Origin of the sequence: Streptococcus sp. CF8-6 (assembly GCF_024295845.1) — a bacterium.
Taxonomy (GTDB): domain Bacteria; phylum Bacillota; class Bacilli; order Lactobacillales; family Streptococcaceae; genus Streptococcus; species Streptococcus oralis_BO.
The window spans coordinates 258,120-277,916 of sequence record NZ_JANCOF010000003.1; the positions used below are offsets into that span (position 1 = coordinate 258,120).

Here is a 19,797-nt window from a genome sequence, read left to right on the forward strand (position 1 = left end):
CTTGTCTCAATTTTTCCGAGAAATGTAACGATAACACGTTACATTTCTTTTTACCACTTTAGAAAATTGGATTGCTATGAACAGAATTTAAAAACTAAATTTTTGGAAATACTATGAAATACATTATCAATCATTCAAACGACACTGCTTTTAATATCGCCTTGGAAGAATATGCCTTTAAACACTTACTAGATGAGGATCAAATCTTCCTTCTTTGGATTAACAAACCTTCTATCATTGTTGGTCGTCACCAGAATACTATTGAAGAAATTAACCGTGATTATGTTCGAGAAAATGGCATTGAGGTAGTCCGCCGTATCAGTGGTGGTGGAGCTGTTTATCACGATTTAAACAACCTCAACTACACCATCATTTCAAAAGAAGATGAAAACAAGGCCTTTGACTTCAAGAGCTTCTCAACTCCAGTTATCAACACCTTGGCTCAACTCGGTGTTAAAGCTGAATTTACAGGGCGTAATGACCTTGAGATTGATGGCAAAAAATTCTGTGGTAATGCCCAAGCTTATATCAATGGACGTATTATGCACCATGGTTGCTTGCTCTTTGACGTTGATTTATCAGTCCTTGCTAACGCCCTCAAGGTGTCAAAAGACAAATTTGAATCAAAAGGTGTGAAATCCGTCCGTGCCCGTGTGACCAATATTATCAATGAACTACCAGAAAAAATTACAGTTGAAGAATTCCGCGATTTGCTATTGGAATACATGAAAAAAGAGTACCCAGAGATGACTGAATACGTTTTTTCTGAGCAAGAATTAGCGGAAATCAATCGTATCAAGGATACCAAGTTCGGTACTTGGGACTGGAACTACGGTAAATCACCTGAATTTAACGTCCGTCGGGGAACAAAATTCACTAGTGGTAAGGTTGAAGTTTTTGCCAACGTCATTGAATCAAAAATCCAAGATATCAAGATTTACGGTGACTTCTTTGGTATCGAAGACGTTGCAGCTGTAGAAGATGTCCTTCGTGGAGTGAAATACGAACGTGAAGATGTCCTTAAAGCTTTAGAAACTATTGACATCACACGCTACTTTGCTGGTATCAGCCGTGAAGAAATCGCTGAAGCGGTAGTGGGGTAAATCAAAAAGAAGTTGCTTATTTTAGCAGCTTCTTTTTACGAGTTATTGGTTTACATAATTTATTTTATGTAATTTATAAATTGTCCAGAGCATTCTTTTGTTCATCGTTGACGATATGAGTATAGAGGTCAGTGACTTGTGTACTGGCGTGTCCTAGCTGGTGGCTAACCAACACTTGCGATTTAGTTGCATCATAGAGCCTAGTTGCTAGGGTATGACGCAGTTTATGGGGAGTTACACGCACTTTGAAGTCCTCAGAGTACTTAGCAACCATTTTCTCAACGCTGGAAGCATCGATACGATTGGGAACGCCACGATATAAGGTCAGAAAGAGAGCTGTATCCGTCTTTTCCGTCTTATAGCGTTGATTTCGAATGGCTAGATAATTCTCTAGATAAGGTTTTGCAAAGGCAGCGACATTGACCGAGTCACGTTTACCACCTTTTCGAGTGACATCAATGACCATCATTTTTAAATTGAGATCTCTTAGATCCAGATTAACAGCTTCAGATAGGCGGACACCAGATGCTAGGAGAAGGGCGATGATGGCCAAATCACGTTCTTTATTTTTGTTAAATGATGAAAGAGCGCGATTTGAGAGCTGTTGTGGGTACTCCTGGTCGATATAGGTTAGAAAACCTTCTGTTTCATCACCTAGAAAGAGTTTTTGCTTGATGTTTTCAGCTCTGGCAGCAAGAGTTTCTTTCTTTTTCCTGGTTGAAACTTTCTTCATTACATTACGATAGAAATAAGGCTCCCCCTGGTCGTTTTCAACCTCCTCGGTCAGATACTTGTAAAGACTGGAAAGTGCTGACAAGGTCCGATTGATGGTCGTCTGAGAGACACCTTGCTTGGTTGTATTAGCATTCAGCAATGGACGTTCACGTAGATAAAGGATAAAGGATTCCATGTCTTTTTTAGACATATTTTCCAAGACCGATAAAGGAATGTCAGACATTTTATCAGCATTTGAAATACCAGACTCCAAAACCCAGCTAAAAAATCGATCGTATTCCTTGAGGTATTCGTACAAGGTTGTAAAACTGTAGGGAACAGCAAGCTTTGATTGGTAGTATTCCAAGACATACCAGGGCATGATTTGTTTTAGTTTGTCGATTCGTTCCAGTAAAATCTCACGTTTCATGTATTTTCTCCATAATTAAGTCTACTAGTAGTATAGCATAGACTAATATATTTTTCAAGAAAATTATAGTTTTTCGGAAAGATGTTATAAGTGTGTGATGGATTTTAGAAAAACAAAGACCTGGTTCTGCAATTATAAAAACCAAGTCTTTTGTGTGTATGTAATCCGGCAATATGTTTATACTTTAATTTCTCTAAAATATTGCAATTGCCATTTTTGTGTTGCTCGAGCTGTTGTATTTAAATTTGAGCACCAAGGAGGATAAAATCGCATAGACATTTTTCCATTGCTATCTTTTGTCGACAGAATGTTTTTACGAATAGCCACCTCGTTTGGAATAATGAATAGTCCCCTCTTATCATTATCAATGATAACGATTATAAGTTCATTTCCTAAATCCTCATTGGTATAAGGAATGTTCTTGTTGTTTTGGTCTTTTTTCCAAAAAACTGTAAAATATCCTTCTTTTTTCGGTGTTCTTTTTGCCAAGCGGCATCTTTTATACCCTTGCTCTTCCTTTATATTGATAAGAATACCTTCGTATTTTTCATTGTATTTTTCTTCAATGAAATCAAAATCACCATAAAAATTATATAAAACATCGAGTATTTTCATTATGATGTATATCCTCCTTAGCAAATAACTTTTCCAAAGAATAATACTGTTTCCAACAAAATCAGCTACCGACTATACTCATCTTTTTTATGTATTACCATATAGCAGGATACCAAGATGATGAAGATTTTAAGCAGGTAGGTTTCGGATCGATCAGTGTCTATGGTTAGCTGAGACAAGACATTAATGATCGAATGTGTCATAACGCAAATCCAGAGATTCTTTGTTTTGTTATAAAGAGCTGAGAGTATGAAAGAATTCGTCAGCAATCCAAATAAAAACGGTAGAATTTGCAGAGTTGCTAGGGAACCATCAATGTAAAAGAACAACAGATGCCAAATCGCCCAGCTGAAAAAGGTTAGGATTGTTGAGTGAAAATACGGTAGCTTCTCTTGTAAAATTGGTTGAAAGACATATCGCCATCCAATCTCTTCTATACCACCAAACACAATAAATTTGAAGAACATCAAAAATGGGAGATACCAGCTAAATTCTATTATTTTCCCACCAAACCTTAGAAAAGAAAAATCAAGGATAATTAGGAAAAAAGATAATAAATAATGTTTATAACTAGTATGGATGTTAAAAAAATCTTTTACGATCTTCTTAAAATGAATATGAAAATAGTGATTTGCAACAATTATTCCCCAAAGAGCTGAAGAAATCCCACCTAAAATGATTCCTAAAATAGTTAATAGATTGGACTGAACAGAAAAATGATTCAAGAGAAAGAAAAGGAGACAAACTGATGCTATTTGGCTAAATGTGCCTAGCAAATATACCGTAATTGCCCTATTTCTTTTCATAAAGAATCCTTTCAAAAATATTTAACATAAAATAAATTATGTAAACGACGTCTACAACAACATATCTTTGACTTTCCCAATTTCACTTTTTGGAATCACCAGGTGAATCATATCACCAAGATACATTCTAGTTGAGCCGTTAACGGTTTGGCTTTTGCCATTATGGACTTGTGTGGTGATGAGTACGTTATGTGGCAAGTTGAGCTCGTGAACCTGTTTTCCAGCGATCTTATCTGATACAGGGATTTCAATAAGAGTGACTTCTCCTTCGTCTGTCGCCTCTTCTGGTAGCATTTTTTCTAGCATGGCCTCATAGACTGGTGCTCCCTTGAGCAGATCCATGACGATGTAGGCGACCAAGGTCACTAAGCCAAGTGGCATGAGGTTGCGAATATCCCCGACCATCTCGGTTACGAGTATCATAGCAGTTAATGGAGCTTTGGAAATTGCTCCAAAGTAGCCACTCATTCCTAAAATGACGAATATAGGGAATTGTTCCTGACTGACAAGCCCAAAATTCACACAGATGACACCGACTAGGGCACCAAGTAAGGAACCGAGAGCCAGAATGGGAAGGAAAATCCCTCCTGGAAGGCCACTTCCATAACTAATCATGCTCCAAATAAAGCGGATCAAAAAGTAAGCTAATAAAACCTGAAAACTAAAATCTTGCTCAGTCAAGGAAAGAACGACCTGATTTCCACCACCAAGAATTTGAGGTAAGAAAATTCCGACTGGTATGATGAGGATAAAGGCTAGGATTGGATAATAAGCTCTATCCAAATGGATTTTTTGACCAAGCCATTCATAAATTTGACCAACATTGAGTACAGCTTTCTCATAGAGAAAACCAGAAAGCCCGAGAAAAACTCCCATAACCAGGTAAATCCAATACTGGTCTAGGGTCATGAGAGGAATGTTGTCTGGCATATCCAGTACGGGTGTTAGGCCAAATATGAGTAGTGAGACAAAGTTTGCTACGAGACTAGCTGCTAGTGTTGAGACCCAGAAAAAGCGTGAAAAATGATGATAGACTTCTTCTACAACAAAGAGGAGACCTGCTATCGGTGCATTAAAGGCAGCGGCTAAACCTGCAGCAGCTCCACTGGCAATCAGGGAACGTTCCTCTACTGGACTAGATTTTAGCCACTTGGCAATGCCTTTACCACCAACTGCTCCAAGTTGAATACTTGGCCCTTCTCTACCTAGCATAAGGCCACTGGCAATAGCAAGAATCCCTAGAATATATTTTTTCCAGAGGACACTCCACCAGTTGAGGCTCATCAGTCCCTTCAGCTCGGCTTCGACTTGAGGAATTCCTGAACCCTTGATATCTTTTTCTGACCGAGTTAGTTTCGCACTAAGCCAGCAAACTATTAAATAAAATAGACCAATGATAAAAAGATTGCGCACTAGGTGCGCTTGATCTTGATAAAGTCCTTGTATCAGATGGAAACCCTTTTCGATTAAGAAACGAAAGGATCCGACGATTAGCCCGACGACGAGACCAACAATGACTCCTCGCCCAACTTGGGATAATATGGTGCTTGAGGCAAAGGCAAATTCTTTCTTGGAACTGAGTGTTTCTGACTGTTCCTCCATAATCATTTCCTCTTACTTATCTTTCTTGGTTGAAACCAGTATTTTGACTGGTTCAAAACTGGTTCGGTGAATTGGGGTGACACCTAGTTTTTCCAATCCTTCTAGATGTTTAGCTGTTCCGTATCCTGCATTAGCTGTAAAATCATATCCAGGATATTGATCATCATAGTCCTTCATCAATTCATCCCGTGTCACCTTGGCCACTATAGATGCAGCTGCGATCGAGAGGGAGTTAGCATCTCCTTTGATGATTGCTGTTTGAGAAATCGGCAACTCCAGTTTCATGGCATCTATCAAGAGGTGCTCAGGTTGGGGACTGAGCTGGGAGATTGCTTCCTTCATGGCCAGTTTGGTCGCTTCATAGATATTGACTTGGTCAATGATGTGATTATCCATGATACCAATACCGATTGCCAAAGCTTGGTCTTGAACGGCTTGATAAATTTCCAGATGTTTCTTTTTGGGGATTTTTTTGCTATCGTTGAGGCCTCTAATCTTACAATTTTTTGGCAAGATAACGGCTGCAGCAACCACAGGACCAGCCAAAGGACCACGGCCGACCTCGTCAACACCTGCTATTAAGATCATTCCTTGTTTGTAAAGCTCTTTTTCATAGGAAAGCATGGATTCCAAACGAAGATCCTCATCCAGTTCATCCTGAATGGCTTTTTTACGCTTGTTAATTTCCTTTTGAACTCCAGAACGAGGATCCTTTTCCAGTTCAAGAAAAAGGGGATTGTCTAATTCTTTGACAGTGGCAAGAAGTTCTTTGATTTCTTTAATCGTCGTCATCGATGTCGTCCAATGTATCTAAGGTGTAGTTACCGAGTTTTCCATCACGGACCTCCTTGACGAAGAGGCTGTAAAAGCGGTCGTAGTCGTCTCGAAAACCGAGGGCGCGGGTCATATCCATGATGATAACAGGTGCTTCTTCTTCTATCTTCATTTGTTTGAAGCGTTCAGCTAGCTTTTCTGGATAATGTTTTTTGAAATAATTGAGACCAAAAATGGTCACCTCATCCATAGGAAGCAGCTGGTCTTTAATTGCTCCTGTTAGGGCTAGTTTCAAAGCGACGGTTTCGTCTTCAAACTTAGGCCAGAGAATCCCTGGTGTGTCTAGGATTTCAAGATCTTTATTGGTTTTGAGCCACTGTTGCCCCTTGGTAACACCTGGTTTATTGCCCACAACCGCAATCTTTTTTCCAGCCAAACGGTTCATGAGAGTTGACTTACCGGCATTTGGAATTCCGATAATCATGGTCCGCAAGGTTTCGATCTTGATACCGCGTTCTTTCTGGCGTGCAATCTTATCAGCCATGAGCTTTTTAGCAGCATCTGTCACAACTTTTACAGTCACTTGCTCTTTGGAGTTGATAGCCAGAGTTTGGATTCCCTGTGATTCAAAATACTGACGCCATTCTTTGGTCATTGCCGGATCTGCTAAGTCCGCTTTATTTAAAATCAAGAGTTTAGGTTTATCGCCAACAACCTTGGTTAACATAGGATTTTGACTAGATAAAGGTAGTCGAGCATCCACCAAAATCGTTACAAAATCAACAAACTTTAGATTCTCCTGAACTTGCCGCCGAGCCTTAGACATGTGGCCCGGAAACCATTGAATAGTAGCCATAATATTTTCCCCTTCCGACTAAAAAAAACGTAGTAAAAACGTTTTCTTTCTTACTAACTATTCTATCATAAATGAGGAACTTTTGCACAGGCTTTGACCACAATAAATGACAAATAGTAATCGTGCGAAACATCCTTGATGCCAGTAAGAATTTACTTGACTTTTTTTGTTTTCAGGTATATACTTAGTGTATACATTTTTCTGGAGGTAGAGCAATGAATACAGTAAAGACTCGGAAGGTAGGGAATTCGCTCACTGTGACCATTCCTAAAAATTTGGGGATGACAGAAGGTCAAGAAATGGTTGTCTACAAAGGGATTGACGGAGTCATTGTCTTAGCTCCAAAACTGAAAGATCCTTTTGATGGAATTACTGATTTGAGAATGACAAACGATTTTGAAGGGGTAGGGTCACTTGGTAGCGAAATCTGACTATATTCCTGAAAAGCAGGATATCATTTGGCTGGACTTTGATCCATCAGTCGGTCGAGAAATCCAGAAACGGCGACCTGCCTTGGTCGTTTCTAGGAGAGAATATGCCTTGCAAACTGGTTTTGTGGCTGTCTGTCCTATCACTCACGGCCAACAACGGTTGGCAGAAAAAGGCTTGCTCGTTCCTGTCTCGTCGGATAAGGTAGATGGCGCTGTCAATCCATTTCAACTTTATACCTTTGATTTTCGGGTGCGTAATGCTCAAAAAATAACAAGAATGGACACGCAGTGTTTTCAGAAAGTCGTCCAACTGTACCAGTACATCTTTGGAGATACATAAATCCTACCATGCATAGACAAGGTAGGATTTTTTTCTATATGAGCAATCTATCTAAAAAGGGGTGAAGGCAGTTTGACAAAATCCCTCTAATCCAGCTTTCTTGTGCTGAAGATAGATGCTCTGCCTGAAGGCATTCTTTTAGAAAATCGAGGACTTGTTCTGGTGCAATTTCAAACTCAAAGGCTTTCATCTTGTAGAAAAAGTCGATGAGATGCCCAGATAAGTAATCATCTGAAAAGGGTACTTCACCACTTTTTCGATACTCTAGTAAGAGTCGAGCAAATCTGGCTTTTTCATCAGGCAAACCACGAAAATAAGAATTGAGAAGCCAAGTCTGCTTCTGCTTTCGTTCAATAGGATCTTGATTTGCAATACGCTGGTCCTTTTCCAGCTCCTTTTGATTTTGTTTAGCTTTGATAGCTCGTTCGTCTCTATTTTTACCAAAGAGGATTTTCTCCCATTTTCGTTCTTCTTGGGTCAAGGTTTCTGTAAAGCCAAAGTAATCTTGATAGGCGCGTTCAGCGGGTCCCATGGCTAGGATGAGATTGTCAGCGTATTGCTTGGCGATTTTATCTCTTTTCCTGCGTTCTTTCTCTGCCTGAATCCGTAAATGCTGCTCGTAGTCAATTTTCTCCTTACCTAGTTTGATAAGGTAGAGTTGGTCATCGGACTTTCCAAGTAGAAATGGTTTGATACATTTTTCAAGGACTTCTTCTAGACGTACCTTCTTTTTTGGTTCTGCCTTGGTCCAACTTCCGCCTTGAAAGACTTCTAGGAAGAGCTGATAGTCTCTCTCAGGCGCAAATTGATTGCCACGATTGGCTTTGAAAACACCTTTCTCCCAGAACCATTTTAGAAGTCGTTCGTCAAAATCGCTTTTATTGACCTTGATTTTTTCCTTTTTCTTGACCTTTCTAGTCAGATTTTCGAGCTTTCTGAGAAGTTTTTCTTCCTCTTCTAGTTGCTGGTCAAGGCTAATACGATGAAAATGGCGAACACAGTCACTGCCGATAGGAAAAAGACGTTGACCAGTGGCATTGTTAAAAAGCTCGTAAGCGTACTTAATGGCATTTCCGCAGATACAATTACTGCGCCCAATACCATTAAAAATCAAGGAAACTTCATTCCATTCCTTGGTAGCTTGATCCCAAGTATCGGCTTTTGAAGCCTGTAAAACCGCATCGTGTAGGGATTTTCTAACTGGAAGTGGCATGAGGTCTCCTTTCTAGGTTATACTTTTACAACTTGAACCTCGTCTTTGCCAAGTAAGATCAAGTATTTTTCAATATTTTTAATAGAATAGGCTCGTGATAAAGCCTCTCCGTATAGCGCTAACTGACCACGATAACGGTCTATGAGTTGACTTGGTTCGTCGTAACGGTCTGTTTTGTAGTCGAAAAGAACGATACGATCCTTATAAAGAAGATAGCCATCCAAGATTCCACGAACAACAAAGTCTTCCTGACTCTTTTGGTCGCGTTTGAGCATGGAGAAAGGTTGCTCGCGATAAAGATGGCTGGTATTACCAAGAATCTCCTGACCAAGTGATGTGTCAAAGAAAGCTAGGATTTTAGAAAGATTGATTTTGTCTCTAACAGCTGGACTAGTCTGAACTTGTTTGAGAGTTTCTGCCAGACTAGCAAGTGTTGGTTGCTGACTGAGGTCAATTCTCTGCATCAGTTCGTGGGTTGCACTACCAATCTCCGCTCCAGTTACCTTTTCTTTAGTTGAAAAATCTGGTAAATCAAAGCTGATTTGCTTTTCCGGTGATTGAGTTTGGTTAGCAATTTGTACCCCTTCCATATCCATAACGGGTTCGTAGAATTTCTTGATTTGGCTTGGGGTTTGAACACTTGATAGTTCAATGGCTGCGCGGTGAAGAGTATTATAAACTTCCACCTCTTTCAGCATTTCAAGGGCTTCTTTGATGGTTTCTGACTGACGATTGTCTGCTTGAGAACTATCTTGGAGAGGACTCTTGTTTTCCAATTGACCAATAGCTTCTCTAGTCAACTGGTCTTCACCAACAAAACGATAACTAAAGTTGAGATTGTCTCTAGCAAATACTTTGCTGATAGCCCAGATCCAATCTTGGAAATTCTTGGATTGAAGTCTGGTATTGCTATCTAGTTTTCCGTTTTCAGCTGTTGGATATTCCTTAGCTTCCAGCTTTTCACGAGAACCCTTACCGACAAGATAAAGCTTTATCTCAGCCCGTGTCATGGCAACATACAGCAGACGCATCTGCTCTGAGTAGCTAGCCAATTGCAGTTCTTCTTCATTCTGCGTATAGGTAAGGCTGGGAATGGAGAGTTTGATGGTTTCAGGATAGTGTGCTTCCACTGCTCCTGTTTCCACCTTGGCAATGTATTTGACACCAAGCCCATTTTGACGGCTGAGAATGACGTCTGACATCGAGTCTTGCTTATTGAAGTCCTGATCCATATTGAGGATAAAGACATAAGGAAACTCCAGACCTTTACTCTTGTGAATGGTCATGAGCTCTACGGCGTCTTTTGGTGGTGCGACGGCTACGCTTGCGAGATCATGCTGGGCATCCAAAACCTGATCAATCATACGGATAAAACGAGACAAACCCTTGAAATTGCTCTTTTCAAACTGGTCTGCTCGCAGAGCTAGGGCATAAAGATTGGCTTGTCTGGCTGGACCATTGAGCAAAGCACCAACATAGTCATAGTAAAAACGGTCATTATAAATCTTCCAAATCAAGTCGTAGAGTGAGTGAACTTTGGCATACAAGCGCCAAGAATCTAAAATATTCATGAATTGATTTAGTTTTTCAGCTAGAGCGGTGTGGATTAAGTTTTTCTGGCTAGCTGCTTGTTTTTGAGCATTGACCAGTTTCTCATAGAGATTTTCTTGGATTTTATCCTCTGCTTTCTGAAGGGACAAACGTGCTAACTCGTCCTCATCAAAACCAAACATAGGGGACTTCATAAGGGCAACCAAGGCGTAGTCTTGCAGGGGATTGTGGATGACACGAAGCGTATCCAGCATGACTTGTACTTCTAGGGATTGGAGATAGTTGTTTTGCTCACCGTCGGTTTTAACTGGAATTCCGTACTCAGACAGTGCGAGTAGAATCTGGTCATTTCGACTGCGACTGGAAGTCAAAAGGGCAATTTCCTTAAAGGCTACACCTTTCTCTTGATGGAGCTTCAAGATTTCCTTGATGACCAGACGCATTTCACCAGTTAGTTTCGATTCTGTTTGGCTCTCTTCCTCCTCTTGCCCACTATCGTCCTTATCGTAGAGGAGAAATTCTGCCTTGTTGTCTGGATTAGGAGTCAGCTTGGTATTGGCAAAAACAAGCTGGTGCATGCTATCATAGTTGATTTCGCCGACCTCTTGGTCCATAAGGCGTGCAAAAACATCATTGGTTGCAGACAGCACTTCTGAACTACTACGGAAATTTTCCTTAAGAAGAATCAACTTGCCTTCTTTAGGATTTTGCGCATAGCGTTGGAATTTTTCATTGAAAATTTGGGGATCTGCCTGACGGAAACGGTAGATGGATTGCTTGATATCTCCCACCATAAAGCGATTGTGACCATTCGACAGCAATTCCAGCATCCGTTCTTGAATGTGATTAGTATCCTGATACTCATCGACCATGACTTCATGAAATCGTTCCTGATAAGCCTCGCGGACTTTAGGGAAATTCTCTAAAATCTCAATGGTGTAATGGCTGATATCAGCGAATTCAAAGGCATTTTCCAAACGTTTACGCTCACGATAAGCCTCCACAAAATCACTCATAAAGGTTTGGAAGGTTTTAGCTAGCTCCCAAGTATCTTCATGATAATGTTCTTGGTAGTCGAGAATCGTTATCTGGTCCGCCAGTTGTCCTAGTTTAGAAAACAGGGTCTTTCTTTCATCGTTATAGGCATCAGCCAGTGTCTTCAAATCGGCCTTACGACTAGAGTTAGCCAGAGCTCGACCATTTTTCTCCTTAGAGATGGCAACAACACGTGCAAGCACTGCTCGATAAGCCTGGCTATCGGACTCTTGATTTAAGGAGCCAATTTCATCCAGAACCAGCTGCACATTTTCTAAATAGGCAGCTTTTGGAAACTCCTTGGCATCGTTATCCAGATGATAACGAAAGAAACTTTCCAAGTCCCAAAGCGCCTGCTTGATTTGCTCAGTTAATTTGTCTTTTTCAATTACAAAGTCAGCTTCTTCAAACCCTTTGAGAAAAGACTCGTTCAACCATTTTTGGGGACTGCTGGTGGATTGGAGGAAATCATATATTTTGTAGACTTGCTGGCGCAGACCACGTTCATCCTTGCCACGCCCAGCAAAGTTTTTCACCAAACGACTAAAGGTCTCTTTATTTTCACCTGGGTAATGGGCTTCAAACACCTGATGAAAAACTTCGTTTTTGAGGATTAACTGTTCACTTTCATTTTGTAGAATACGGAAATTTGGTGCAATATCAATCAGATAGCCATGTTTACCGAGGAACTTTTGTGTGAAGGAGTCCATAGTTCCGATGGCCGCGTTTGGCAGATCTGCCAACTGACGTCCCAAGTGTTGTTTGAGATCAACATCTCTACTTTCTTGGATTTGCTTGCTGATTTTTTTCTCCAAGCGCTCCTTTAGTTCAGTAGCAGCCTTGACGGTAAAGGTCGAGATAAAGAGTTGGCTGATTTCCACACCTCGCGCTAACTGATCCAGAATGCGCTCGGCCATAACAAAGGTCTTCCCTGAACCAGCAGACGCTGAAACAAGGATATTTTGCCCTGCGGTATAAATGGCTTCGATTTGCTCAGCTGTTTTCTTCTGTTCCTTGTTCGAACTCGCTTCTGCTTCTTGCAGTTTTTGAATCTCTTCCTCAGTTAAAAAGGAAATGGGCTTCATCGATTCAACTCCTCTCTCATTTTCTCAAACCAAGCTTGCTTGAGTTTTTCTCCAACTAGACGCTTGCCATCAGCTAAGTCCAACTTCTCTAGGAAACGGGCTTGTCCTAAGTGGTAATTGGCTTCAAATCCAGTGATGGCTTGGTGTTGCTGGACATACGGGGCAATACTTCTGCCGTTTTCTGTGTATGGATTAATGGCAAAATGGCCTTCTAAAATCTTCTCAGCTGCCTTCTTGTAAAGATGGGCATTGTAGTCCAATAAGAGCTGGAATTCCTCGTCTGTCAGCTGATTAGCCTTGTTTTTGTTGTAAAATTCGCCCAAGTGACTGCTTTCTTTTTCTAAAAAGAGTCCCTGGTATTTCATAGATTTGCTGGCTTCTGCTACTGCTCCTGCCAGACTTTTAACAGCTAATAAAGATTGGACAGGCTCTGCCATTTCCAAGTACATAGCGCCGAAAAAGTTCTGCTCTCCTTCTCCCTTAAGTGCAGCAAGATAGGTTGGCAGTTGGGAATTAAGCCCATTAAAGAAATGAGGAAACTGGAACTGAGTCAAACTAGACTTGTAGTCTACTACTCCTATCGCTCCATCAGCTTTCAGCCGGTCAATGCGGTCCACCTTGCCTCGCACAAAAACATTACGGCCGTTATCCAGCTGAATAAATGCTTGGTCTTTGCCACCAAATGTTGCTTCCTCTTGGATGGTTTCGATGGCTGGATTATGACGAAGGATGTGGCCAGTAGTCCGAGCGACATCAAGAAGAACTTCCTTGGTAAACTGGGCTTCCAAACTTTCTTGATAAATGGCTTCAAATTCCCGTTCCTGACCAGTTTCTTGGATAGCCTGTTCCAAACGTTGGTCAAAGGAATCTTCGTCAGGTAACTGCAAGGCACGTTCAAAAATACGATGCAAGAAATTCCCGTGACTGCGAGCATCTGGACGAAGGCGCAATTCTTCCTGCAAACCTAAGACATAACGGAGGAAATAACTGTATTGGTTACGGTAAAACTCCGTCAAACCAGACGTAGACAGGTAAAACTCCTTGTCAGCTGGATAGAGAGCCTGCAAGGTCTCTTTCTCTAATGGTTTGCTGCTTGGACTAGTTGGGAGTGCAGGATTTGTAAGACCTTTCTGATCAAGTTTTTTCCCCATCACACGCGCCAGAACCTTGACAAAAGTCAAATCTTGCTCAGTATCACTCGTCTCACTCTGCTGATGATAGGCAACTAGACTAGACAAGAGACTGTGATAAGAACCCATATCATCCTTAGACAGACCTTTGTGATGAATCTTCTTCTCTATCCGGCTAAATCCAAAACTCACCAGTTCCTGAAGATAGGCCGATTCCTTGCTCTCATTTTCATTGAGGAGACTTGGAGCTGACAAAATCAACTGATTACGGGCAGCATTAACTAAAGAAAGCATGGTGTAGCGATTTTTCTTGAGGTTTTCACTACTTGCAATCAGTAATTGCGCTCCCTCTTCAGTCGCTTGGTTTAGGCTTTGTCTTTCTTCGTCTGTTAACAGGCTGGTGTTTTGCGCAATTTTTGGTAAATGATCCTGAGTCAGCCCAATGGCATAGACAAAATCAGCCGTTAAGGGCGCAATCAAATCGTAACTCTGCACCAGAACGGTGTCCACTGTTGCTGGAATAGTACGGTACTGAGAAAGGCTCATCCCAGAATGAAGCAAGGATAGGAAATCTTCCAGGCTAACTTGTGAACCAGCAAAAACGGTTGCAAATTGTTCTAAAACATGGCAGAAAGCCTTCCAAACTTCGGCTTGTCTTTCCTGTTCTAGAGTTTCCATAGTAGCTGTCAATTCTTGCATCTGCTTGCTTAAAGCAGCATTTTTTAGAAAATTATTCCACTTTTGCAAAAGATTTTCTGCCTTTTGTTTACGGCTGCCAAATAAGGTTTCAAGAGGAGCCAAAACTCGCAAACGAATGGCGTTCAAGCGTTCCAAATCAAACTTTCCATGGTGGGATTTAGTGAAGGTCTGCTGAAAAGCTGGCAAGCCATTGATGCCAAGATAGTGGAGATATTGTTCAAAAGCATCAATATCAGCCTGACTAAGGTCAGTATATAGACCAGTTCTGAGGAGATTAATCAAATCTTCTTGACGAAAACGGTAGCGTTTCAAACGTAAAATAGACTCCACATACTGGGTCAAGGGATGATGAGCCATGGATTCGCTTCTACCTAGATAGAAAGGAATCTGGTACTGGTCAAAAATGGTCTTTAAGGATAACTGATAAGAAGCTACATCTCCCAAGAGAATACGAAAATGCTTGTAACTCAGTTCTGGAAGGTCATGTAATTTTTGACGAATGCTACGGGCTACCAATTCCAACCCCTCTTTTTGCGTCAAGCAGGACCAGATTTGCAGGTTTTTTCGGTCCTTCTCATCGATCTCCAAAGTCAGCTCTGAGAAGTCATAAGAAGATTCCAGCAAACGAGAGGCCTTGTCAAAACTATCCATTTTCTCATGTGTCTGAGAAAGATCCTGAGCAGGTGTTTGGTATTTTGCCCCCAAATGATGGAGGAATTCCACACTGGCTTGATAGAGATTGCCTTCAGTGAAAGGACTGATATAGGCTTTCTTGCTTGCATAAGCACCAATGACAATCTCGACACCTTTTCGATGAAGCAGATCCACTACACGCTCTTCCTCGGCAGAAAAACGGGTAAATCCATCAATAACCAAGGCAATCTGACTAAAATCACTACTTACCTTGCCATTTTCAATAGCCTCAATCAAATGGGACAACTGACTTCCCTGAGCCAACTGACTTTGATTGAGATAGGCAGTCACTTTCTCAAAAATCAAGAGTAAGTCTGCCCGCTTATCCCCATCCGTCAAACTTTCCAAGTCCAAAAAGTTCATCTGAGCAGTCGTTATCTCATGATAAAGTTCAACCAACTGCTGGATAAATTGAGGATCCTGCTTAATCGCACCATAAACTCGCAATTCTTTAGGATCAAGTTCCGCAAGGAACTTATAAAAAGCCATCCCAAGCCCGATGTCATCTAGACTAGTTTTAGTCGGCAAATCATTAAAGACCAGGTAACGAGCCATTTGAGCGAAACGCGTGACGGTAATCGCAAAAGAAGCCTGCTGGGACAAGCATTCCAGCACGGCGCGTTCCTTTTCAAAAGAAAGAGAGTTGGGGGCGATGTAGAAAACCCGCTTGCCTGCAGCAACTAGCTCTTCTGCCTCTCTCGTTAAAATTTCAGTCAAAGAAGTCCGAATATCAGTATAAAGTAATTTCATCTCAGCCTCGTTGGAATTTTTCATTACCTTTTATTATACCATTTTTTAATGAAGCAATCCTGTAAATAATCGGTTCTTGCTCATCTATTGAAAAGAAAAATGCCGGAAAATTCCGACATTGTTTCAGTAAGCTAACTTCCTGAAAATAGGAGTAACCACAAGTCCCAGAAGGCAGTGATATTGATAAGGATATGAAGTACTATTGGATAGTAGAGATTTTTAGTCATGCGATACAATAGGGCTAAAATAAGACCTCCACTAGCATAAATGAAAAAAGCAAGAGGTGTTAAAGCGAAATTGATATGAATACAACCGAAAATAATAGCAGAAAGCAAGATATCTCCGTACCAAGGTGAGTTTTTGAAAAAGGTTGTCATAAGCACACCGCGATAAATCAATTCCTCAGCAATAGGGCCGATGAAGCAAACTATGAGCAAGAAATAGGGTAATTCCTGTCGCCCTATCATTTCTATCGTTTCATTCAAAGAAATTTGATTCGAGGACGAGGGGATGAAATAAGACAAGAGGAAGTCGGACATATACGAAATGATGTAGCCCAGTAAAAGGTAGATAAAGTACCTCGGCTGCCACTCGAATTGAAAAGTCTTTTTTCCTGAAAAAACTAGTAGATAGATGAATGCTGACAAAAGAACACCACTCTCCATCAAAAGCATAATCTGAAAAAACTCACGACTTGCTGGTAGATAGGGCTTTGCGAGGTGATTGAAAAGCCTCCAAAACCAAGTTGATTTGTAAAAAATTAAGGACAATGCTAGTAAAATTTGGATACTTCGTTTTTTCATATTGTACCTCAGCTTTTCTCCCCTCGTCTCTTCATATTACTAATAAATTTTACTTAAAATCTCGCAGCACTTCCTTTGCAAAGATGATTGCCTCCTCCAATATATCCTAAATCATAGGTGCCTCTGGGACAAAATCCATGAACCGGCAGAGTTAATACTGGTTCTATTTCCCAATCATATCTACCATTAAGATTTTTACCATAGGGATCTGCTCCACCTTGTATCAGCTCTAATTCTTCATTTGTTAGATTTATATTTTTTTTCATTAAAACCATGATGTATTCCTCCATTATTGTTCAGATTAGTTGAGTAATCTGCTACTCATAACTACTTACAAAAAAACTATTATGTTTTAAGTTAGTTTTTTATGTTTGTCTAGTTGCAACTTTGACAAGTTTAGTATAGCACATCTTTGCAAAATATCCTCTTCAAATCTTGAATTGTCATCGAAACGTCCTAAACTGTGTAATCAATCACCCCCTAAACTTTTAGCCTGATTTTTTCTAAAATATGCTATAATAAAAGCAAAACACCTAGAAAAGGAAGTCTTATGATTAAACTACTAGCCTTGGATATGGACGGAACCCTCCTTAATGAAGCCAAGGAAATCCCGCAAGCCCACATCACTGCCATTCACCAAGCTATTGAAAAAGGTGTCAAACTGGTTCTCTGTACAGGTCGCCCGCTTTTCGGTGTCCTTCCCTACTATAAAAAACTAGGACTGGACCTCCAGAATGAATATGTCATTGTTAATAACGGTTGTTCAACTCACCAGACCAGTGACTGGAGTCTAGTTGACTGGCAAGAACTCAGTCCAGCTGACATTGAATACCTCTATGACTTAGCAGACAAAAGCGACGTCCAGTTGACTCTTTTTGATGAGAAACATTATTTTGTTCTCGGTGGCAAGCCTAATCAAATTGTTCAAAATGATGCCAAGCTAGTCTTTTCAGACCTGACTGAAATCTCCCTTGAAGACGCGACTAGTGGCAAGTATCGGATGTTCCAAGGTATGTTTTTAGGAACAAAAGAGCAAACAGACGATTTTGAGCAGCGGTTCGCTGAGGAACTCTGCCAACGATTTAGCGGCGTTCGTTCGCAGCCTGTCATTTACGAAGCAATGCCCCTTGGAACGACCAAGGCTACTGCTCTTTCACGTCTAGCTCAGATCTTGAAGATCGAGCCCTCAGAAATTATGGCCATGGGCGATGCCAATAACGATATCGAAATGCTTCAGTTTGCAGGGCTTGGCATTGCTATGGGAAATGCCAGTGATTATGTCAAATCCTTAGCCAATGACGTTACAACCAGCAACGAAGAAGACGGCGTTGCGCGTGCCATTGAGAAGTATATTTTATAAATAAGAAAAGCAAATAGACAGTCAATACTTCTATTTGCTTTTTTGCTATTTAACCAAATAAGCAATCAAAGTTATGATCCATAGATGAGCTGGGTAGAAAATATAAAAGAAATATTTACTCCAACTAGTTTCTTTTCCTCGCTGTCCATTATACAAGGCCATAAAAGGAAATACGGTGATAAAGAGCCAGTCAGAATTGTAAAGCATCATTTCCAGTGTTTGGTGCCAAGTGTCGTAAATTTGGATGGAAGTCACTAACAAGAAGGCCCACAGAAAAGCATAGAGGAGATTTCGCAATCCCTTGCGATTTCGACAAGAGTAACTAATCAAGAGAAATGGTAGCATGGTGATACCATCCTCAGTAAAAAGACAACCGAAAATCAAGAGACCAGCAACCCCAATCCGACGCCACAACTTCTCTTTTTTATCCAGCTCTTTTCTGGGAAAACCAATCCAAAGCATGGTAACACCGATGGCCAAAGTCAGGAAAATGTTATTATTGACCATTACTCCTTTGGATGCAAATAGGGCGTTGAGTAGGCTATTTCCAGCAAACATAATAAACGCCCAACTCCAAAGGCGGATGAGGTAGTTTTTCAAATTTTGAGTATGGATGAATCCTTCCATAGCCATATAGGCAAACCAAACTCCTACACAACGAGTCATCGCGTGGAAAATACCTTCCCACAGAGGAGAAACGATTCCGGTGATATGAGGGATATGGTCTAGAACCATTACTGCCGCCATCAGATACTTCAACTGCGTCGCATTCCATTTTTTCATAATAAACCTCTTTCTTTTTGATCTACATAGAGTATAGCATACATCTCCACGTATAATCGTACACCTATCTTACATTTAAAAAGCCTATCTTACATTTTTGTAAGACAGGCGTGAATATCAAAAATTTATTATGAAAGATACCTTCTAGTCCGTAATCCGTTGGTACATTTCTGGTCTTCTATCTCGAAACAAGCCCCAGTTTAGGCGTTCACTTGCTCCCTTGTCTAGGTCATAAGTTGCTAACAGAACAGCCTCACCTTGCCTTTCAGCTCTCTCTAGAATAGCTCCTGTTTCATCCGTCATAAAGGAGGAACCATAGAAGTCAAGACTGGAACTTTGTCCACCATTTTCCTCGCTAGGAGTGACTTCCTCCAAACCATAACGATTGGCTGCAATGACTGGGACAATATTTGCTGCTGCGTGTCCTTGCATAGTACGTTGCCAGTGACCACAACTATCTGTATCCAAAATCGGTTCTGAACCGATAGCTGTTGGGTAAAAGAGAAATTCTGCCCCATTCAACGCAAGACAGCGCGCTGTTTCAGAGAACCATTGATCCCAACAGATACCAATTCCAATCTTAGCATAACGAGTATCCCAGACCTTGAAACCAGTGTTACCAGGCGTGAAATAAAACTTTTCTTGATAATAATGGTCATCTGGTATGTGGGTCTTCCGATAAACGCCAAGAACCTCACCATCTGCATCAATGACAGCAATAGAATTGTATAAGACATTACCATCTTTTTCATAGAAACTGATCGGTAAAACAACCTGTAGATCCTTAGCAATCACCTTAAAATGCTGAATGGCTGTATTTTCTGTCACCGACTGGGCATACTGGTAGTAGTCATACTGGCGTTCCTGACAGAAATAGGGACGTTCAAATAATTCAGGTAAGAGAATAATTTGGGCTCCTTGCTTTGCAGCTTGTCGAACTAAACGTTCCGCTGTTTGGATATTTGTTGCCACATCCTTGGCACATTGCATCTGGATCGCTGCAACTCTTACATTTCTCATTTTT

The 19,797-nt window shown here is 40.8% G+C and carries 17 protein-coding genes; 4 read left to right on the top strand and 13 right to left on the bottom strand.

Annotation, left to right across the window (positions count from 1 at the left end):
* Window positions 1-113: 113 nt before the first annotated feature.
* Window positions 114-1,103, top strand: a complete 990-nt coding sequence (locus tag NML69_RS06380; RefSeq protein ID WP_070657676.1) for a lipoate--protein ligase — start codon at window positions 114-116, stop codon at window positions 1,101-1,103.
* A gap of 73 nt (window positions 1,104-1,176) precedes the next feature.
* Here NML69_RS06380 and xerS read toward each other — a convergent pair whose 3' ends face one another.
* The 6 genes from xerS to ylqF all read right to left on the bottom strand — a co-directional run bounded on the left by xerS (window position 1,177) and on the right by ylqF (window position 6,900).
* Window positions 1,177-2,247, bottom strand: a complete 1,071-nt coding sequence (gene xerS, locus NML69_RS06385) for a tyrosine recombinase XerS (RefSeq protein ID WP_198459609.1) — start codon at window positions 2,245-2,247, stop codon at window positions 1,177-1,179.
* 177 nt (window positions 2,248-2,424) lie between these two features.
* A complete protein-coding gene (locus NML69_RS06390) occupies window positions 2,425-2,862 on the bottom strand; it encodes a MepB family protein (RefSeq protein ID WP_198459610.1) in 438 nt (145 codons plus the stop codon).
* 65 nt (window positions 2,863-2,927) lie between these two features.
* Window positions 2,928-3,668: a CPBP family intramembrane glutamic endopeptidase gene (locus NML69_RS06395; protein WP_254725810.1), complete on the bottom strand. Its 741-nt coding sequence runs from the start codon at window positions 3,666-3,668 to the stop codon at window positions 2,928-2,930.
* A 51-nt stretch (window positions 3,669-3,719) separates the two neighbouring features.
* The gene (locus NML69_RS06400) at window positions 3,720-5,270 is read right to left on the bottom strand and encodes a ClC family H(+)/Cl(-) exchange transporter (RefSeq protein WP_254725812.1); all 1,551 of its coding nucleotides are present in this window, start codon (window positions 5,268-5,270) and stop codon (window positions 3,720-3,722) included.
* A 12-nt stretch (window positions 5,271-5,282) separates the two neighbouring features.
* Entirely contained in the window at window positions 5,283-6,062 is a 780-nt protein-coding gene (locus tag NML69_RS06405; protein ID WP_254725814.1) for a ribonuclease HII, read from the bottom strand.
* On the bottom strand, window positions 6,049-6,900 hold the full coding sequence (ylqF, locus tag NML69_RS06410) for a ribosome biogenesis GTPase YlqF (protein WP_254725816.1): 852 nt from the start codon (window positions 6,898-6,900) through the stop codon (window positions 6,049-6,051). Before ylqF ends, NML69_RS06405 begins: the two co-directional genes overlap by 14 nt.
* A gap of 215 nt (window positions 6,901-7,115) precedes the next feature.
* Here ylqF and NML69_RS06415 point away from each other — a divergent pair, with 215 nt between their 5' ends.
* Together NML69_RS06415 and NML69_RS06420 are read left to right on the top strand one after the other, a co-directional pair.
* On the top strand, window positions 7,116-7,331 hold the full coding sequence (locus NML69_RS06415; RefSeq protein ID WP_254725818.1) for an AbrB family transcriptional regulator: 216 nt from the start codon (window positions 7,116-7,118) through the stop codon (window positions 7,329-7,331).
* Complete coding sequence (locus NML69_RS06420; protein WP_254725820.1) at window positions 7,315-7,671, top strand: type II toxin-antitoxin system PemK/MazF family toxin; 357 nt, start codon at window positions 7,315-7,317, stop codon at window positions 7,669-7,671. The genes NML69_RS06415 and NML69_RS06420 overlap by 17 nt, the downstream gene beginning before the upstream one ends.
* Before the next feature lie 34 nt (window positions 7,672-7,705).
* On the opposite strand, the gene NML69_RS06425 is transcribed toward NML69_RS06420, so the two are convergent.
* The 5 genes from NML69_RS06425 to NML69_RS06445 form a co-directional block, all read right to left on the bottom strand.
* Window positions 7,706-8,884, bottom strand: coding sequence for a hypothetical protein (locus NML69_RS06425; RefSeq protein ID WP_254725822.1), 1,179 nt, complete (start codon window positions 8,882-8,884; stop codon window positions 7,706-7,708).
* Between the two features lie 17 nt (window positions 8,885-8,901).
* On the bottom strand, window positions 8,902-12,555 hold the full coding sequence (addA, locus tag NML69_RS06430) for a helicase-exonuclease AddAB subunit AddA (RefSeq protein WP_254725824.1): 3,654 nt from the start codon (window positions 12,553-12,555) through the stop codon (window positions 8,902-8,904).
* Complete coding sequence (gene rexB / locus NML69_RS06435) at window positions 12,552-15,827, bottom strand: ATP-dependent nuclease subunit B (RefSeq protein WP_254725826.1); 3,276 nt, start codon at window positions 15,825-15,827, stop codon at window positions 12,552-12,554. Before rexB ends, addA begins: the two co-directional genes overlap by 4 nt.
* Window positions 15,828-15,958: 131 nt before the next feature.
* Window positions 15,959-16,630, bottom strand: coding sequence for a CPBP family intramembrane glutamic endopeptidase (locus NML69_RS06440; protein ID WP_254725828.1), 672 nt, complete (start codon window positions 16,628-16,630; stop codon window positions 15,959-15,961).
* Between the two features lie 53 nt (window positions 16,631-16,683).
* Window positions 16,684-16,905 carry an SP_0924 family bacteriocin-like peptide gene (locus NML69_RS06445; RefSeq protein WP_213988535.1) on the bottom strand — a complete coding sequence of 74 codons (222 nt, stop codon included), beginning with the start codon at window positions 16,903-16,905 and terminating at the stop codon, window positions 16,684-16,686.
* Between the two features lie 275 nt (window positions 16,906-17,180).
* Here NML69_RS06445 and NML69_RS06450 point away from each other — a divergent pair, with 275 nt between their 5' ends.
* Window positions 17,181-17,990, top strand: a complete 810-nt coding sequence (locus tag NML69_RS06450; RefSeq protein ID WP_254725829.1) for a Cof-type HAD-IIB family hydrolase — start codon at window positions 17,181-17,183, stop codon at window positions 17,988-17,990.
* Between the two features lie 45 nt (window positions 17,991-18,035).
* On the opposite strand, the gene NML69_RS06455 is transcribed toward NML69_RS06450, so the two are convergent.
* Window positions 18,036-18,773 (bottom strand): TraX family protein, encoded by a 738-nt coding sequence (locus NML69_RS06455; protein ID WP_254725830.1) that lies wholly within the window; start codon window positions 18,771-18,773, stop codon window positions 18,036-18,038.
* Between the two features lie 144 nt (window positions 18,774-18,917).
* The gene (gene aguB, locus NML69_RS06460; RefSeq protein WP_254725832.1) at window positions 18,918-19,793 is read right to left on the bottom strand and encodes an N-carbamoylputrescine amidase; all 876 of its coding nucleotides are present in this window, start codon (window positions 19,791-19,793) and stop codon (window positions 18,918-18,920) included.
* Window positions 19,794-19,797: the final 4 nt, after the last annotated feature.

Excerpts from the sequence above, each read along its gene's own strand:
- NML69_RS06380 (WP_070657676.1), top strand. The coding sequence starts at position 114 with ATGAAATACATTATCAATCATTCAAACGACACTGCTTTTAATATCGCC.
- xerS (WP_198459609.1), bottom strand. The coding sequence starts at position 2,247 with ATGAAACGTGAGATTTTACTGGAACGAATCGACAAACTAAAACAAATC.
- NML69_RS06390 (WP_198459610.1), bottom strand. The coding sequence starts at position 2,862 with ATGAAAATACTCGATGTTTTATATAATTTTTATGGTGATTTTGATTTC.
- NML69_RS06395 (WP_254725810.1), bottom strand. The coding sequence starts at position 3,668 with ATGAAAAGAAATAGGGCAATTACGGTATATTTGCTAGGCACATTTAGC.
- NML69_RS06400 (WP_254725812.1), bottom strand. The coding sequence starts at position 5,270 with ATGGAGGAACAGTCAGAAACACTCAGTTCCAAGAAAGAATTTGCCTTT.
- NML69_RS06405 (WP_254725814.1), bottom strand. The coding sequence starts at position 6,062 with ATGACGACGATTAAAGAAATCAAAGAACTTCTTGCCACTGTCAAAGAA.
- ylqF (WP_254725816.1), bottom strand. The coding sequence starts at position 6,900 with ATGGCTACTATTCAATGGTTTCCGGGCCACATGTCTAAGGCTCGGCGG.
- NML69_RS06415 (WP_254725818.1), top strand. The coding sequence starts at position 7,116 with ATGAATACAGTAAAGACTCGGAAGGTAGGGAATTCGCTCACTGTGACC.
- NML69_RS06425 (WP_254725822.1), bottom strand. The coding sequence starts at position 8,884 with ATGCCACTTCCAGTTAGAAAATCCCTACACGATGCGGTTTTACAGGCT.
- addA (WP_254725824.1), bottom strand. The coding sequence starts at position 12,555 with ATGAAGCCCATTTCCTTTTTAACTGAGGAAGAGATTCAAAAACTGCAA.
- rexB (WP_254725826.1), bottom strand. The coding sequence starts at position 15,827 with ATGAAATTACTTTATACTGATATTCGGACTTCTTTGACTGAAATTTTA.
- NML69_RS06440 (WP_254725828.1), bottom strand. The coding sequence starts at position 16,630 with ATGAAAAAACGAAGTATCCAAATTTTACTAGCATTGTCCTTAATTTTT.
- NML69_RS06445 (WP_213988535.1), bottom strand. The coding sequence starts at position 16,905 with ATGGTTTTAATGAAAAAAAATATAAATCTAACAAATGAAGAATTAGAG.
- NML69_RS06450 (WP_254725829.1), top strand. The coding sequence starts at position 17,181 with ATGATTAAACTACTAGCCTTGGATATGGACGGAACCCTCCTTAATGAA.
- NML69_RS06455 (WP_254725830.1), bottom strand. The coding sequence starts at position 18,773 with ATGAAAAAATGGAATGCGACGCAGTTGAAGTATCTGATGGCGGCAGTA.
- aguB (WP_254725832.1), bottom strand. The coding sequence starts at position 19,793 with ATGAGAAATGTAAGAGTTGCAGCGATCCAGATGCAATGTGCCAAGGAT.